The following is a 16,952-nucleotide window of genomic DNA, read 5'->3' on the forward strand; positions in this document are numbered from 1 at the left end:
TCCCGGTGGAACTTCCCCGCCGGTACCGCGGGCCTGCCCGCTCAGCCGGTGCTGACCAGTGCGAACGACTGCGGGGCCAGCCGTGCCGAAGATCCTTCGAGGCCGGGCGCGCCCCAGGCCGCGAGCACCTCCCCCGGTGTCCCGTCCAGCGGGACAGTGGCGGGAACCGGGCCGAAGTTGCAGGCCAGCCGGAGCGCGCCGCGGTGCAGGACCAGCCACGAGCCGTCCGGCGCGGCCGCCACGACCAGCCGGTCCAGCCGGGGATCGGCCAGTTCGGGGCGCTGCCTGCGGAGCCGGATCAGCGTCCGGTAGAGCGCCAGCATCTCGCGGTGGCCGTCCTGCTCCGGTTCGGTCCAGTCCAGCCGCGAGCGCGCGACGGTGGCCGGGTCCATCGGGTCCGGCACGTCGGCCTCGACCCAGCCGTGCCGGGCGAACTCGCGCCGCCGCCCGGTGCGCACCGCCTCGGCCAGCTCCGGATCCGGGAACGACGCGAAGAACTGCCACGGCGTGCTCGCCGCCCACTCCTCGCCCATGAACAGCATCGGGGTGTACGGCGAGCAGAACACCACCGCCGCGGCGGTGGCCAGCAGCCCCGCCGGCACGGTCGCGGACAGCCGGTCGCCTGCCGCGCGGTTGCCGATCTGGTCGTGGTCCTGCAGGTAGCCGAGGAACCGGTGGCCGGGCAGCACCCGGGTGTCGACCGGCCGTCCGTGCGTGCGCTCGCGGAACGACGACCAGGTGCCGGCGTGGAAGAACACCTCGCGCAGGGTTTTCGCCAGCGCGTCCGGGGTGGCGAAGTCCGGGTAGTACCCGGTGGTCTCGCCGGTGAGCCGCACGTGCAGTGCGTGGTGCAGGTCGTCGGACCACTGCGCGTGCAGGCCGTAGCCGCCGCCGTCCCGGCTGGTGACGAGCTTCGGGTCGTTCAGGTCGGACTCGGCGATCAGCGTGAGCGGACGGCCGAGTGCCGTGGACAGCGCCTCGACCTCGACGGCCAGCTCCTCCAGCAGGTGCGTCGCGCGCTTGTCGACCAGCGCGTGCACCGCGTCGAGCCGCAGCCCGTCCACGTGGAAGTCGCGCAGCCAGCCCAGCGCGTTGTCCAGCACGTAGCGGCGCACCTCGTCCGAGCCGGGGCCGTCGAGGTTGAGCCCGGCACCCCAGTCGGTGCGCCCGGCGAAGTACGGCCCGAACCGGTCGAGGTACGCACCGGACGGGCCGAGGTGGTTGTAGACCACGTCGAGCAGCACGGCGAGACCGCGCGCGTGGCAGGCGTCGACGAACCGCTTGAGCCCGTCCGGACCGCCGTAGGGCTCGTGCACCGCACCCCACAGCACGCCGTCGTAGCCCCATCCGGCGGTGCCGTCGAAGGAGTTCACCGGCAGCAGCTCGACGTGCGTGATGCCGAGCTCGACGAGGTGGCCGAGGCGCTCGATCGCCGCGTCGAACGTGCCGGCCCCGGTGAAGGTGCCCAGGTGCAGTTCGTAGAGGACGCCACCGGGCAGCTGCCGTCCGGTCCAGGACCGGTCGGTCCACGCGAACTCGGCGTGCTGATAGGTCCGCGACGCCTCGTGCACGCCGTGTGGCTGGCGCAGCGAGCGCGGATCCGGCAGCGGCCGGTCGTCGTCCCCGAGCAGGAAGGCGTAGTCGGTCCCGGTGACCTCGGCCTGCCACCAGCCGCCCTGCCCGGCGGTCATCGCGTGGTCGGTGCCGTCGACCCGCACCCGTACCCGGTCGGCCGCGGGTGCCCACACGGTGAACATCAGGATTCCTCCCGGACCAGCAGCGCCACCGGATAACGGTCGAACAGGGCGGCCACGCGCGGTGCGTCGCCGACCGCGCGGCCGGTGAGCAGGTCGGTCCAGGTGCCGGCCCGCAGCGGCAGCACGGTGTCCCGCCAGCCGCCCGAGCGCTCGAGCCCGAGCGGCAACCGGGTCGCCGCCACCGCCAGCCGCCCGCCGCGTTCGAACGCGAGCAGGTGATCGGCGGCCACTCCCTCACCGTGCAGCGGACGGTATCCGGTGAACAGCTCCGGCCGGTCCCGGCGGGCCGTGAGCGCCTTGTGCACGACCAGGAGTTTCGCCGCGCCGGTCTCGTCGATCTCCGGCTGCTCGCCTGCCCGCACGCGGTCCAGGATCTCCCGGCGCGCGCGGTAGCCGACCTCCCGCCGGTTGTCCGGATCGACCAGCGACAGATCCCACAGCTCGGTGCCCTGGTACACGTCCGGCACCCCGGGCCCGGCCAGCTGCACGAGCTTCTGGCCGAGCGAGTTCGACCAGCCCGCGCCGCGCACGCGGGCGACGAACGCCTCGACGTCCGCGGCCAGTCCGGCGTCGCCGAGCACCTCGTCCGGCCACGCCTCGACGGCGCGCTCGAACTCCTCGTCGTGCTCGGTCCAGCTGGTGCGGAGCTTCGCCTCCTTGGCGGCCTTGTCGAGATAGCCGCGCAGCCGCCGCGGCGAGATCGGCCAGGCCGCCACGAGCGTCTGCCAGGCCAGCAGGTTCAGCGCCGGTTCGTCGATTCCCCGCCGCGCGCTCCACCGGCGCACCGCGGCGGCGAATTCTTCGGCCACTTCGGACAACGCGGCGAGCCGGGCGCGGGTGTCCTCGGAACGTTTGGTGTCGTGCGTGGTCAGTGTGGTCATGGTGGACGGCTGCGCGGCGGCCCGACCGGCGGCCAGAGCGTGGAAGCCCGCGACGTCCAGGCCGAACCGGTCCGGGCTGCCGCCGACCTCGTTCAGCGCGGCGAAGCGGGTGAACCGGTAGAACGTGGTGTCCTCGGTGCCTTTCGCCACGACCATGCCGGAGGTCTGCTGGATCCGGGTGGCCAGCTCGCCGTCCGGCGCGCCCCGCACCCGGCTGTCGAGCGCGTCGAACGCCGGAGCGAGTTCCGGACGCCGCTCGCGGGCGCGTTCGAGCGCGGCCGCCCAGTGCGCGGCGCCCTCCGGCAGGTACGAGCGGTAGACCGGGAACGCGATCAGCACCTCGGCCACTGCGGCACGGGCCGCCGCGGCGTCGACGCCGTTGAGCAGCGCGGCGATCCGGTGCACCTCGGCGACCAGGATGTCGTCGGTGACCAGCCGCCGCGACCGCTGCTCGACTTCGGCGTAGCCGGTGCGCGCGCCCTGTTCCGCGGCCAGCCGGGTGAACACCGGCTCCGCGGCCGGATCGACGAACACGCCGCCGATCTCGCGCAACGCGTCGTACCCGGTGGTCCCGTCCACCGGCCAGCTCTGCGGCAGCGATTCGCCCGGGTGCAGGATCTTCTCCACCACCAGCCACGCACCGGGCGCCCCGGTCCGCAGCCGGCGCAGGTACCCGCCGGGGTCGGCGAGCCCGTCCGGATGGTCCACCCGCAGTCCGGTCACCTCGCCGTCGGAAACCCAGCGCAGCACCTCACCGTGCGTTTCGGCGAACACCTCCGGCCGTTCCACCGACACCGCGGCCAGGTTCGTGATGTCGAAGAACCGCCGGTAGTTCAGCTCCCGGTTGCCGCGCCGCCAGCCGGCGAGCTCGTAGTGCTGGCGCTCGTGCACCTCCTGCGGCGTGCCCTCGCCGGTACCGGGTGCGATCGGGAACCGGTGCTCGTAGTAGACGAGTTCGTCCCCGTCCACGGTCAGCTCGGCCACCGCGGCATCGTCGCCGAGCACCGGCAGCAGCAACCGGCCGCGGGTCCAGTCGATGTCGAAGAACCCGGCGTACTCCGAGGCACGCCCGTGCCGCAGCACGTCCCACCACCACCGGTTGGCCTTCGGCACCTCGACGGACATGTGGTTCGGCACGATGTCGACCACAAACCCGAGCCCGGCGTCCTTCAGCCGCGCCGAGAGCGCTTTCCGCTCCGATTCGCCACCCAGCTCCGGACGGGCCTGGGTCGGGTCGGTGACGTCGTAGCCGTGCGTGGATCCGGGCGTGGCATCGAGCACCGGCGACCCGTAGAGCGCACCGGCGCCCAGCTCTCGCAGGTAGTCCACGATCTCGGCGGCAGCCCGGAAACCGAACTCCGGACGCAGCTGCACGCGGTAGGTCGAGGAAGGCACGCTCATGCGTCCTCCTCGGTGGCGGTGCGCTGCAGCACGACCAGCGAACGCGCGGCGAGCGTGAACTTCCCGCCGCCCTCGACCGGTTCGGTGCCGGTGCCGTCCACCTCACCGGTCGCGGTGTCCACCACCACCGTCCACTCGCGACCGTAGCCGTTGCCGGGCAACGTCATCGCGATGTCCTCCCAATAGGCGTTGAAGGCCAGCAGGAACGAGTCGTCGGACACCGGCATGCCACGCGGGTCCAGATCGGGGATGCCCTCGCCGTTGAGGAAGATCACCATCGACTTGCCGAAGCCGTCGTCCCAGTTCTGCTCGGTCATCACCTCGCCGGCCGGGGTGAACCAGGCGATGTCGCCCAGTTCCGCGCCTTTGCGCACCGGCTTGCCCTGGAAGAACCGGCGGCGCCGGAACACCGGATGCGCCTTGCGGAACGCGGTCAGCGCGGCGGTGAACCCGACCAGGCCGGTGTTCTCGGCGGCGAGGTCCCAGTCCATCCAGGACAGTTCGGTGTCCTGGCAGTAGGCGTTGTTGTTGCCCTGCTGGGTGCGGCCCATCTCGTCGCCGTGCAGCAGCATCGGCACTCCCTGCGACAGCAGCAGGGTGGCCAGCAGGTTGCGGCGCTGGCGGGCCCGCAAGGCGAGCACCTCGGCGTCGTCGGAGGGGCCTTCCACCCCGCAGTTCCACGAACGGTTGTCGTCCGCGCCGTCGCGGTTGTCCTCGCCGTTGGCCTCGTTGTGCTTTTCGTTGTAGGACACCAGATCGGTGAGCGTGAAGCCGTCGTGCGCGGTGACGAAGTTGATCGAGGCGAACGGACGGCGGCCGTCGTCCTGGTACAGGTCCGCGGACCCGCTGATCCGCGAGGCGAACTCGCCGAGGGTGGACGGTTCGCCACGCCAGAAGTCGCGCACGGTGTCGCGGTACTGCCCGTTCCACTCGGTCCACACCGGAGGGAAGTTGCCCACCTGGTAGCCACCCGGCCCGACGTCCCACGGCTCGGCGATCAGCTTCACCTGGCTCACGATCGGATCCTGCTGCACCATGTCGAAGAACGTGGAAAGCCGGTCCACGTCGTAGAAGTCGCGGGCGAGCGCGGAGGCGAGGTCGAACCGGAAACCGTCCACGTGCATCTCGGTCACCCAGTACCGCAGCGAATCCATGATCAGCTGCAGGGTGTGCGGGTTGCGCACGTTCAGCGAGTTGCCGGTGCCGGTGTAGTCCATGTAGTACTGCGGATCGTCCTCGACGAGCCGGTAGTAGGCCTCGTTGTCGATACCGCGCATGGACAACGTCGGGCCGAGGTGGTTGCCCTCCGCGGTGTGGTTGTAGACCACGTCGAGGATCACCTCGATGCCCGCCTCGTGCAGCGCGCGCACCATGCCCTTGAACTCCGGCACCTGCCCGCCCTGTTCCGGCATCGCGGTATACGCGTCGTGCGGGGCGAAGTAGCCGATCGTGTTGTAGCCCCAGTAGTTGCGCAGGCCGCGCTGATCGAGGCCGTGGTCGGTGACGAACTGGTGCACCGGCATCAGCTCGACCGCGGTCACGCCGAGCTTCTGCAGATGCTCCACCACGGCCGGATGCGCCAGCCCGGCGTAAGTGCCGCGCAGCCGCTCCGGCACGAACGGATGCGTCATCGTCATGCCGCGCACGTGCGTCTCGTAGATCACCGTCTCGTGGTACGGCGTGCGCGGCGCGCGGTCGTTGCCCCAGTCGAAGAACGGGCTCACCACGAGCGAGTACGGCACGTGCCCGGCCGAGTCGTCGTCGTTGCGCTGTTCCGGATCGTCGAAGTGGTAGCCGAACAGCGTCTCGCTCCAGTCGACGCCACGGGAAAGCGCCTTGGCGTACGGGTCGATCAGCAGCTTGTGCGGGTTGCAGCGCAGGCCGCGCTCGGGCTCGTAGGGACCGTGCACGCGGAACCCGTAGCGCTGCCCCGGCCCGACGCCGAGCAGGTAGCCGTGGTGCACGAAGCCGTCGACTTCCTCCAGCCTGGCCCTGCTCTCGGTGCCGTCCTCGTCGAACAGGCAGAGGTCCACGTGGTCGGCGACCTCGGAGAACAGCGCGAAGTTGGTTCCCACGCCGTCATAGGTGGCGCCGAGGGGGTAGGGCGTTCCTGGCCAGGGCCGCACAGGGCTCTCCTTCGGGACTTCGGGTTCGGGCTTCAGCTGCGGGGCAGCGGGCGGGCCGCCGCGAGCGGGGCGACCGCCGCCCGCACTCGGGGGTCGGCGAAGAACCCGTCGACGGTGACGGGGAGCGGAATCCGCCAGTTAGGGTACTCATCCACGGTGCCGGGCAGGTTCGGCTGGCGCCGCTCGCCGATCACGTCGGCGGGCGCGGTGAGCACCAGCCGGGACGCCGCGGAAGCCAGCAGCGCGTGCAGTGCGACCACGAGATCGTCGTCCGGGAGGTGCTCGCGGGCCACCAGCTCGAGCAGCGCCCGGCGCTCGTCGGCCGCCTCCGCGTACTCCTGCTCCGCCGGGCGGGTGAGCAGATCCAGGCCGGACCGCACGCGCACGTGCTCCGCGCCGAGCCAGCCGGAGACCGTCGGCAGGTCGTGTGTGGAGATGCTGGCCATCGCATCCGGATCCCATTCGGCGGGCCGGACGAACGGCTGGTCCGGGGCGTCCCAGTCGCGCTGGAACCACAGCACGGCGGAGCTGAGCAGCCCCCGCTCGTGCATGGTCTCGGTGACCGCGTCCTCGACCGTGCCGAGGTCCTCCCCCACCACCACGGCGCCGGCGCGGTGTGCTTCCAGCGCCAGTACGCCGAGCATCGCTTCGGCGTCGTAGTGCACGTACGTGCCGCGGCCGGCCGGCTCGCCGGGCGGGATCCACCACAGCCGCCACATACCGGCGACGTGGTCCACGCGGATGCCGTCCGCGTGCTGGAGCACGCCGCGCACGACGTCGCGGAACGGCCCGTACCCGGCTTCGGCAAGCCGGTCGGGGCGCCACGGCGGCAGGTTCCAGTCCTGGCCCTGCTGGTTGAACGCGTCCGGGGGCGCACCGACCCGGACGTCCGCGGCGAACACCTCCCGTGCCGCCCAGGTGTCCGCGCCGCCGGGATGGACGCCGACCGGCAGATCGTGCACCACGCCCACCGGCATCCCGGCCACGCGCGCGGCGCGGCGGGCGTCGTCCAGCTGTTCGTGGCACAGCCGCTGGAGCCAGCCGTGGAACTCGATCCGGTCGGCCAGCTCCTCGCGCGCGGCGGCCACTTCCGCACTGCCGGGAGCACGCAACGGCTCGGGCCATTCGCGCCAGTCGCTGCCGTGCACCTCGGCGAGCGCACAGAAGGTGGCGAACTCGCGCAGGTCCTCGTCCAGCTCCACCGGCCGCGGGTCGAACGGGCGCAGGAGGGTGAGGGCGTCCCGCTTCGCGGTCCACACCGCGTCGTAGTCGATCAGCTCGCCACCGGCCGCGGGGCCGCGGACCTTCGCCCGGGTTTCGCCGTCGGCCAGCCGGAACGCTTCGGTGTCAGTGACGCGCAGGTACAGCGGGTTCGCGAACCGGCGGCTGGCGGGCGAGTACGGCGAACGCTCCACCGGATGTGCCGGGGCGACCGCCTGCACCGGGTTGACCAGGAGCACCCCGGCACCCAGCTCCGCGGCCGAGCGGGAGGCCATCGTGCGCAGGTCGCCGAAGTCGCCCATCCCCCACGACTCCGCCGAGTGCAGGGCGTAGAGCTGCAGCATCCAGCCCCACGCCGGGGGCACCGCGGGGAGCCGGCCGGGAACCACCGCCAGCGGGATCCGCCGGTCCGCGGTCAGCACGTGGTGCCAGCCCAGTGGCAGATCGGCCGGGAGCGCGGTGCCGACGTCGCGGAGCGTGCCGTCCTCCAGCTCGACGGTTGCCGTCCGGCCGAGGTCCCGCTCCTGCCCGGCGCGCACCACGAGGGTGGGCGGCAGCTCGGCGGAGGCGCGTGCCCGGCGCACGGCGGCCAGTTCGCGCCGGATCGCCTCGGGAGTCCCCGCATCGACGTCCAGCTGGGCGAGCACCGCGACCACGATGTCCTGCTCGACCGCCACCTCGACCTGGTCGGAGTTCTCGTAACGGGTGGCCACGCCGTGCGCGGCGGCGAGTTCGGCCAGTTCGGGGGACACGGTCACGTTCGGGGATCCGGGGACGGGGCTCAGCACCGGTCCAGTCTCGCGGGCCGGACCCGCGTCCGCCATTCGCCCCTCCGCTGCCATCCGGGCGAAGCGGTGACCGGCCAGTCGGGGGGCGTGCCGGCCGGTCACCGCCACACGAACACAGAGGGCACCGCGCCGGCACCATGACGCACGACGGCGGACTTCACTCGTTCGAGTGGACACCGTCCGGTCGACGGGCACTTTTGCACGCACGTGGCACCGGTGCGTGCCTCAGCCCCCGAGACCGCATGGCGACCTGGGTCCGGCCCGCGCCATTGCCCCGGATGCGGGCAACGGCCTGCCGACGCGCCCGCGACCGCCCCGGCAACACCGCCGCCCCGACCGGTCCCGACATCCCACGCGACCACCCACCGGACCCCGTCTTCCGGACACCCCCTGAATCGGCCGAACCCGCCCGCGACCGTCCGCAGGCACCGCACGATGTTCCGCAGCCGCAGCCGGACGTGTCGCGGCTGCAGTCAGGAGCGCACGGACGTCGCCCGCTCGAGTTTGCCCGCCAGCCGGCCCAGCCACGCCTCGACCTCCGCGGGTTCGCGGTCCGGCAGGCCGAACACCACCTCGGTCACGCCCGCATCCGCGAGCCGGGCCAGTCCGTCCGGGTCGGGGCGCGGGCCGAGCGCGATCACCTCCGGATCCCCGGTCCGTCCTTCGGCGCGCCAACTCCCGTGCAGCTGCGCGATCTTCGCCTCGATGTCCTCTTCGGACGGTGTGGTGAGCCAGCCGTCGGCGTGCCGGGCGATCCAGCCGAAGGTGCGTTCCGTACCGCCGGCCCCGACCAGCACCGGAACCTGTGCCTGCACCGGTTTCGGCCACGCCCAGCTCGGCCCGAACTCCACGAACTCACCCTCGTGGCTGGCCTCCTCCTCGGTCCACAGCGCGCGCATCGCGGTCAGGTACTCGCGCAGCGCGGTACGCCGGCGGGCACCCGGCACGCCGTGATCGGCGAGTTCGTCGGTGTTCCAGCCGAAACCGACCCCGAGCGTGACCCGGCCGCCGGAAAGGTGGTCGAGCGAGGCGATCGTCTTGGCCAGCGTGATCGGATCGCTCTCCACCGGCAGCGCGACCGCGGTCGCCAGCCGGATCCGCGAGGTCACCGGCACCGCGGTGGCGAGCGCGACCCACGGGTCGAGCGTGCGCAGGTACCGGTCGTCGGGCAGGGTCGCGTCCCCGGTCCGCGGATGCGGCGCCGACCGCCGGATCGGGATGTGCGTGTGCTCGGGCACGTAGAAGGTGTCGAATCCGGCCGTCTCCGCCGCCCGCGCCGCGTCCGCCGGGGTGATCCCGCGGTCGCTGGTGAACAGCACGATCCCGTATCTCACGACCACGACAATATTAGAACATGTTTCAGTTTGCAACGAGCGGGCCGGCACAGGCCGGCGGATTCGCGATTATTCCGGCAAAACCCATGCTTGACGGCACCCCCGCCCGGGTACTCCACTGGTAGTGCATCACCGGCCCGTCCCGCCCGAGGAGGGGGTCATGCTGCCCCATCGCGACCGCAGCGCACTGCGGAAGATCGAAGAGGAACTGGCCGCGAGCGATCCCGAGTTCGCGGCCGCGCTGAGCCACGGCTCGCCGCCCGCACGGTCCCGGCTCTGGTTCGCCGCACTGGTCCTCGCGGACATCACCGTCCTGCTGATGATCATCCTCGGTCTGGCCACCGGAGACACCGGGCTGTTCCTGTGGGGCCTGGTCGCCACGCCCGGCCTCGTCTGGGCACACCGCGCCCGGCGGCCGCAGGACCGCGAACACGACACCGGCAGCACTGCGTGAGCATCACCGGTCGAACGCGCGCTCCAGCAACGGGGTGAGCCGGTAAGGCACCATCTCGCGCATCACGAGCGCGTTGCTGGTGCGCTCGACGCCGGGGATCTCCAGCATCTGCCCGGCGATCCGGTAGAGGTCGTCGGCGTCCGCGGCCACCACGTGCACCAGCAGGTCCTGCGGTCCGGTCAAGCCGTGCACCTGCAGCACCTCCGGTACGGCCGCGAGGGAGCGGCCCACCTCGTCGAGCATCCGCTGGGTGACCTGGACCGTGACGAACGCGGTGAGCGGGTAGCCGAGCGCGGCCGGATCGATCCGGTGCTCCGGTGAACGCAGCACGTCGCCCTGTTCCAGCCGGGCCAGCCTGCTCTGCACGGTGTTGCGGGACAGCCCGAGCTCGTCGGCGAGCGCGACGGCGGTCGCCCGCGGGGCGCGGCCGAGCGCGAGCAGGATGCGGGCGTCGGTGGCGTCGAGCCTCCGGCCACTGGGCATGGTGCGCAGTCCTTTCCGCGCCGGACGGCGCTGTTCTGGGCGTTCTGCTCAATTCCGGACGGACTGGTTGAGCAGCATACCCAGCTCTGCTGGACTGGAGCTCACTTTCCGCCCAAGAGAGGTTCCGCAGCCGTGACCAGCACCACCCCCGGGTACCGCCCGGAGAACGACACCGTGGACGTCCTGCGCGAGGTGGCCGACCGCGTGCTGTGGCTCTCCACCGCGATCATCGACCACGCCAACCGCGTCCGGCCGAACCCGACCGGGCTCAAGGTCGGCGGCCACCAGGCCTCGAGCGCGTCGATGGTCTCGATCATGACCGCGCTGTGGTTCGCACGGCTGCGCGAACAGGACCGGGTTTCGGTGAAGCCGCACGCCTCCCCGGTACTGCACGCGATCAACTACCTGCTCGGCGACCTCGACGAGAAGTACCTGACGTCGCTGCGGGAATTCGGTGGCCTGCAAAGCTATCCGTCACGCTCGAAGGATCCGGACCGGGTCGACTACTCGACCGGTTCGGTCGGCATCGGCGCCACCGCACCGATCTGGGGTGCGCTGGCCCGCCGCTACGTCGAAGCGCACGGCGGCGGCGCGGGCACCGGACGGCAGTACTCACTCGTCGGGGACGCCGAACTCGACGAGGGCGCTTGCTGGGAAGCGATTCTCGACCCGAACGTGGCCGAACTGGGCGAGGTCGTGTGGATCGTCGACCTGAACCGCCAGTCGCTGGACCGCGTGGTGCCGAACATCGGCGCGACCCGGCTGCAAGGCATGTTCGAAGCGGCGGGCTGGCAGGTGCTCACCGTGAAGTACGGCCACCTGCTGCAGGAGCTGTTCTCGCGGCCGGGTGGCGAGGCGCTGCGCCGCCGGATCGACGAGATGTCCAACCCGGAGTACCAGCGGCTGCTGCGATGCACGCCTGCGCAACTGCGTGCACGGCTTGCCTCGCCGGAGCTGGCGCCGTTGCTCGACACCCTCGGCGACGACACACTGCACGCGGCCATCCGCAACCTCGGCGGGCACGACCTGTCCGCACTGCTGGACACCTTCGACGCGATCGAGGACCACCGTCCCACGGTCGTTTTCGCCTACACCGTCAAGGGTTTCGGCCTCGCCAGTGAAGGACATCCGCAGAACCACTCCTCACTGCTGACCGCCGACCAGATCGGCGAACTCGCCGCCCGCGTCGGCACGTCGGCCGACGATCCGTGGCGGAAGTTCGCCGACGGATCCACCGCGGCCCGGCTGTGCACCGAGACCGCCCTCCGGCTGCATCGGAAAACCATTGCCCCGCAACGGATTCCGGCTATCCCGGCGGATATCGGGCGCACCCCGGCCGGCCGCGCCACCACGCAGGCCGCGCTCGGGCGGACCCTGCTGGACCTCACCCGCGAGGCACCGGAGGCGGCAGAACTCGTGGTGACGCTGTGCCCGGACGTCTCGTCCAGCACCAACCTCGGCGGCTGGGTCAACAAGGTCGGCGTGTGGTCCCCGCAGGAACGGGTGGACTGGTTCGCCGACGATCCGGAGACCATCCTGCACTGGCGGGAACAGCCCACCGGGCAGCACCTGGAACTGGGCATCGCCGAGGTGAACCTGGTGAGCGCGCTGGGCGAACTGGGTACCACGTGGTCGCGCTGGGGCAGGCCGCTGCTGCCGATCGGGGTGCTCTACGACCCGTTCGTGGAGCGCGCGCTCGAACCGTGGTCGTTCGGCATCTACGGCGGCGGCCAGTCGATCCTCGTCGGCACCCCGTCCGGGGTCACGCTCGCGCCGGAGGGCGGCGCGCACCAGTCGGTGACGACGCCGTCGGTGGGCCTGGAGCAGCCGGGCTGCGTCACCTACGAGCCCGCGTTCGCGATCGACGTCGAGTGGACGCTGCTCGCGTCGCTGGCCCGGCTCGGACGGCCGGACGGCACCTCGGCGTACCTGCGGCTGTCCACCCGCCCGGTGGACCAGAAGCTCGCCGCGGTGCCGGCGGACCCGGCGGCGAGGGAACGCCGCCGCCGCCAGGTCGTCGCCGGTGCCTACCCGATCCGTCTCGCCCCGGTCGCCAGGCCCGACGTCACGCTGGTCACGATGGGCGCGACGGTGACCGAGGCGCTGGCCGCGGCCGATCGGCTCGACGCACTCGGCAAGCACGCCGACGTGGTCTGTGTGACCAGCCCCGGGCTGCTGTTCCGCGCCGTGCAGGCCCGCGCGGGCCGGGACACTACAGAGACCTGGATCCTCGAATCGGCGCTGCCCGCCGAACGGTCCGCGCCGATGGTGACCGTGCTCGACGGGCACCCGCACACGCTCGCCTTCGCCGCCACCGTGCACCGCGTCCGCGCCGCGCACCTGGGCGTGACGCAGTTCGGCCAGTCCGGCGACCTGGAAAGCGTGTACCGCCACCACGGCATCGACACCGACAGCATCATCCGGGCGGCACTCGACGTCGCCGACTGAACTCCGGCTCGCCCTGCTCGCGGCGGCGCCGCGGTCCATTCCGGACCGCGGCGCCGTGTGCGTGACGCCAGTCACAATCATACCGGGAGAGAACCTCGTGCCGGGGTGCCCGCGACTACCCGGACGAACCCCGGGATGCGGGGTACACCGGCCAGTGTCCGAATCGGACGCCAGTCCGATTCGGACACTCGAGGGAGGGAGAACGCGATGTCCACGATGGCAGGCAAAGGACGGATCGTGATCGGAGCAGCCGGGGTGGCGGCAGTCGCAGCCATCGGAGCGGGCGGGATCGCCGCCGCGTCGACAGCCCCGGCACCACTGCAGAAAGCGGGAAACATCGTGCAGACCCAGGATCAGCAACCGCCGAAGGGCACCAGGGCGACCGTGCAGGTCAGCCCGAACCCCGCCTACCGCGGCGACGAGGTCACCATCACCGGTAACTGCGCCGGCGGCACCGGGTTGAAGCGGGTCGCCAGCCTGCCGAACGTCCCGGCGCTCGTCGACATCAAGATCGTCGACCCCGGCCCGGAGAAGTTCGTCGCCAAGGCCAGGGTGAGCGACAAGATCGGCAACGGCGTCGGCCCGGTGATGGTCGACTGCGGCGGCGAAGCAGGGGTCACCCTGCTGATCACGCACACCCGGTAGCCGGATCGCTCCCGGTTCGGCCCGGCAGGGGCGGGCCGAACCGGGAGCCGGGCGTGCGGGACACACCGCCGGAGCGGGCAACGACGGCTGGACACGCACACTACGTCCAGACCGTCGAACCCCTGCCGCGAAAGACTGCGACCCTCGAGCTGGACGGCCGCGCCGGCGTGAACGAACTCGCGGCAGCCGTCGAAGAACTCATTTGGCAGCAAACCTAGTGAAATCCGCCGGCAAACCAGCTCACGAACGGGATCAGCAGCGCGATCGGAATGCTCAGCGTCGCGTACGGGGCCAGCGTGATCAGGTTGTCGACCAGGATGATCCGCCGGCCATCTGCCCTGGCAGCACGGGAAAGCGCCCCTTCGGCCGGTGCCGGATTCCCCTTGGCCGTGTCCCGGTTCGCCCGGATGTGGTCGGCCCGGGTGTGGTTCTCCGAGAATTCGACCGCGACCCCGTATTCCTTCTGCAAATCCACGAAGCGTTCGCTGGTCGGCGCGAGATGGCTGACGAAGAACCCCTCGGCGGAAATCGAGATCTGCTGGATCCGCTTGTAGCCGGCTTCCATTGCCCGCGACCGGGATCCGTAGTTGACACTCGAGACCACGAGGGAGGCGACCAGGGAAAGAATGGCCAGTGCGACCATCAGGCCGTCGCCGCCCGAACCGTACATGTCCCGGTCGGCCAGCAGGCCGACCGCGGAGATGGTCGTGGAGGTGGCGAGCGCGATGAGCGAGGCGTTCCAGGCGTTGTTCCTCCGCGCCAGCCGTTCGTAGGCCTTCAGGCGCGCCAGGTAGGTCGTGAACGCACGCCGCTCCAGCTTTTCGACCGCACTCTTGAGATCCGCAGACACTTTCACTTCCCTGGTCTTTCCGAACTGTGCCGCAACCGGACCCGGTCCACCGATCAGCCGGAGCCGGACGAGGTGGCCGGAACCCGGTGCAGGGCGAGGTTCTGCCCGGCGTCCGGATCGGCCGCCCACGCGCCCGACTCCGCAGTCCAGGTCTGCCCGGCGAAACTGACCTTGTCCACGCCGACCGCGGCAGCGCGCGCAACGAGCCAGCTGGCGATCCGCCAGCCCTCCGCGGGCGGGTGCGCGCCGCTGAGCCGGGCGGTGCCGAGTTCGGCGTTCGCGGTGTTCACCAGGTCCGCCTCGGCCGGGCCGACCGCAATGTTGCGGCAGGTCATCGCCGCCGGGTACTGGCCGGTGAACGCGCCGGCGGCGGCACCGGCCACCGGCTCCCACTGTGCGTAGGCATCCGGGGCACCCGAGCGCTGCACTTCCTGCGCCGCTTCGGTGATCGGCAGGTTCTGCCAGCCGGACAGCTTCGCCAGCCTCGCGTAGAACGCGGTCGCCGCGTAGACCGGGTCCTGCAGCTGCTCCGGCGTGCCCCAGCCCTGGCTCGGGCGCTGCTGGAACAGGCCGACCGAATCACGGTCACCGCCGGGCAGGTTGCGCAGCTTGGATTCCTGCAACGCGGTGGCAAGCGCGATCATGACCGCGCGCGCAGGCAGGCCTTCCTTGCCCGCCACCGCGGCGATCACCGCTGCGTTGCTCATCTGCTGGGGTTGCAGGGTGTACTGCGAGGTGTCCTGGTCCTTCGCCGCCTTCGGCACGGTCACCGTGCAGCCCGGCGTCTTCACCTCGCCTCCGCGCGACAGCACGACGACCACCACGACCACGGCAACCAGCACCACCACCACAGCGGCGATCGCCGCCCGCACGCCACACCCGCGCACCGTCTCCCCTGCCCTTCCACCCACGCTCTCCGGCTGTCCAGTCTGCCGGGACAGCGGTGCTCGCGGATGCGCGGGTGGGTCAGCTGCCCAGGAAGACCGGATTGGACATGGCCACCATCGCGTTCGGCGTGGTGGTTGCCGGGCCACCCGACGGCCTGCGCACCTCGACCCGCGCCCAGCGGCTGTACCGCGGGTAGGTCGTCCAGCTCACCGTCGCACTGCCGGAATCCGGCACCGTCTCGGTGTGCTCCGGCCCCAGCTGGTCGAGGAAGGTCACGGTGGTGCCGGGCACCCCGGCGACGGTCGCCCGCACGGTGACCGGCGTCCCGGTGCCCGCGCGCAGCCGCTCGCCGATACCGGCGGTGCGCCCGCCGCCGGACGCGGAGAACTCGAGCTGCACCGTCTTCGACTCGGCCAGCCACGACCGGCCCGCCTTGATCCCGGCGAGCAGGTCGGCGCGCGCGAGCCGGTCGGCCAGGACCACGGTGTGCGGCAGCGCGACCGTCTGGTCCGGGTTGTGCGCGTCGGAGTCACCGATCGCCGGGATCCAGCGGCCGCCGCGGAGCAGGCCGTCCCAGTGCGTGACGGCGGCTTCGTCGTCGGCGGTCCACGGGCCGTTCCAGACCTCGACGAGGTCGGCGATCTCGTAGCCGAACTCGTACGTGCAGCCGAAACAGTTGGCGAACGGATGTGCCGCGGTGACCAGGCCGCCCGCATGGTGCACCTGGTCGACGAACCGCCGGAAGTCCCGCGCGTCGGCCGCGCGGTAACGCCAGTCGATCCAGGTGCCCGCGGGCAGGCCGATCGCGGGCCAGTGCCCGGAGCGGGTGGTGACTTCCTCGCCGTTGAGGATCAGCAGGTCGTCGGTGGCGTAGTCACCCCACACGAGCTGCGCGCTCTGCGTGTTGTGGTCGGTCGAGACGATGAAGTCGAGCCCGGCCGCCCGCGCATCGGCGACCAGCTGCTCCGGGGTCCGCTTGCCGTCGGAGTGCACGGTGTGCAGGTGGCAGTCCCCCCGGTACCAGGCCCGTCCGCGCTCCTTGGCCGGTGCGCGTTCCGGCGCCGGGTTCGGCCGGAACGGCTCGGCGTCGTCCTCGCCGAAGGTGAGCGTGACGTCCACGCGGTAGTTCATGCCTTGCGGGGCGACCGTGTACGGGCCGAGGATCACGTGCCAGCGGCCGGGGGTGATCGGACCGGCGAGGTACCCGGGCGTGGCCTGCGCGGCACTGATCGAGAACCGGTCGCGGAACCCGCCGGACCAGCCCCGGAACCCGCGACGGTTGCCGAGGTCGTGCCCCTCCGGCCCGAACATGCCGATGTCGCAGGCGTTCCCGCGGGTACCGGCCGGGACGGACGGCTTGTCGTAGGAGTAAGTGACGTCGATCTGCCGTACCCCCGGCGGCACGTCGACCGGCAGGTAGTACCAGTCCGGGACGTCCGGCCGGAACGTGCCGGTCACCGTCTTGGTCTGGCGCGCGGTGCCGGGCGCCGGCGCCGCGAACGACACGCCGGGTAGCAGGCCGGTCGCCGCGACGGCCGCGGCCACCCCGCTCGCGCGCAGCACGGCACGCCGGCTCGGTTCCCCAGTGGACATCTGCCTACCTCCGCGCTCGGGCGTCGCGCCGACGCTAGGCGAGCGCACCGGCACCCGCAACGACGCACACGTGAACACTCGGC

12 protein-coding genes are annotated in these 16,952 nt (G+C 71.7%); 3 read left to right on the top strand and 9 right to left on the bottom strand.

Annotated features, from left to right (window positions below; genetic code table 11):
* Positions 1-41: 41 nt before the first annotated feature.
* The 5 genes from treZ to ABD793_RS37180 form a co-directional block, all read right to left on the bottom strand.
* A complete protein-coding gene (gene treZ, locus ABD793_RS37160; protein ID WP_344868240.1) occupies positions 42-1,760 on the bottom strand; it encodes a malto-oligosyltrehalose trehalohydrolase in 1,719 nt (572 codons plus the stop codon).
* The gene (treY, locus tag ABD793_RS37165) at positions 1,757-4,039 is read right to left on the bottom strand and encodes a malto-oligosyltrehalose synthase (protein ID WP_344868155.1); all 2,283 of its coding nucleotides are present in this window, start codon (positions 4,037-4,039) and stop codon (positions 1,757-1,759) included. Before treY ends, treZ begins: the two co-directional genes overlap by 4 nt.
* Positions 4,036-6,165: a glycogen debranching protein GlgX gene (glgX, locus tag ABD793_RS37170; protein WP_344868157.1), complete on the bottom strand. Its 2,130-nt coding sequence runs from the start codon at positions 6,163-6,165 to the stop codon at positions 4,036-4,038. The genes treY and glgX overlap by 4 nt, the downstream gene beginning before the upstream one ends.
* 32 nt (positions 6,166-6,197) lie before the next feature.
* Complete coding sequence (gene malQ / locus ABD793_RS37175; protein WP_344868242.1) at positions 6,198-8,138, bottom strand: 4-alpha-glucanotransferase; 1,941 nt, start codon at positions 8,136-8,138, stop codon at positions 6,198-6,200.
* Positions 8,139-8,647: 509 nt separating this feature from the next.
* Positions 8,648-9,508, bottom strand: coding sequence for an LLM class F420-dependent oxidoreductase (locus tag ABD793_RS37180; RefSeq protein ID WP_344868158.1), 861 nt, complete (start codon positions 9,506-9,508; stop codon positions 8,648-8,650).
* Between the two features lie 160 nt (positions 9,509-9,668).
* On the opposite strand from ABD793_RS37180, the gene ABD793_RS37185 reads away from it, so the two are divergent.
* On the top strand, positions 9,669-9,962 hold the full coding sequence (locus ABD793_RS37185) for a DUF3040 domain-containing protein (RefSeq protein ID WP_344868160.1): 294 nt from the start codon (positions 9,669-9,671) through the stop codon (positions 9,960-9,962).
* 3 nt (positions 9,963-9,965) lie between these two features.
* Here ABD793_RS37185 and ABD793_RS37190 read toward each other — a convergent pair whose 3' ends face one another.
* Positions 9,966-10,445 (bottom strand): Lrp/AsnC family transcriptional regulator, encoded by a 480-nt coding sequence (locus ABD793_RS37190; RefSeq protein WP_344868162.1) that lies wholly within the window; start codon positions 10,443-10,445, stop codon positions 9,966-9,968.
* A 174-nt stretch (positions 10,446-10,619) separates the two neighbouring features.
* Between ABD793_RS37190 and ABD793_RS37195 the strand changes: the two genes are divergently transcribed.
* Positions 10,620-12,893, top strand: coding sequence for a transketolase-like TK C-terminal-containing protein (locus ABD793_RS37195; RefSeq protein WP_344868243.1), 2,274 nt, complete (start codon positions 10,620-10,622; stop codon positions 12,891-12,893).
* 207 nt (positions 12,894-13,100) lie between these two features.
* Complete coding sequence (locus ABD793_RS37200; protein WP_344868163.1) at positions 13,101-13,538, top strand: hypothetical protein; 438 nt, start codon at positions 13,101-13,103, stop codon at positions 13,536-13,538.
* A gap of 214 nt (positions 13,539-13,752) precedes the next feature.
* Here the strand turns inward: ABD793_RS37200 and ABD793_RS37205 are convergent, their stop codons facing one another.
* The 3 genes from ABD793_RS37205 to ABD793_RS37215 form a co-directional block, all read right to left on the bottom strand.
* Positions 13,753-14,388 carry an SLATT domain-containing protein gene (locus tag ABD793_RS37205; protein WP_344868164.1) on the bottom strand — a complete coding sequence of 212 codons (636 nt, stop codon included), beginning with the start codon at positions 14,386-14,388 and terminating at the stop codon, positions 13,753-13,755.
* Positions 14,389-14,441: 53 nt separating this feature from the next.
* Positions 14,442-15,260 (bottom strand): hypothetical protein, encoded by an 819-nt coding sequence (locus ABD793_RS37210; protein ID WP_344868165.1) that lies wholly within the window; start codon positions 15,258-15,260, stop codon positions 14,442-14,444.
* Between the two features lie 94 nt (positions 15,261-15,354).
* Positions 15,355-16,869 (bottom strand): CehA/McbA family metallohydrolase, encoded by a 1,515-nt coding sequence (locus ABD793_RS37215; protein ID WP_344868166.1) that lies wholly within the window; start codon positions 16,867-16,869, stop codon positions 15,355-15,357.
* Positions 16,870-16,952 lie beyond the last annotated feature (83 nt).

The sequence above is a fragment of the Amycolatopsis ultiminotia genome (assembly GCF_039536925.1).
Lineage (GTDB): Bacteria > Actinomycetota > Actinomycetes > Mycobacteriales > Pseudonocardiaceae > Amycolatopsis > Amycolatopsis ultiminotia.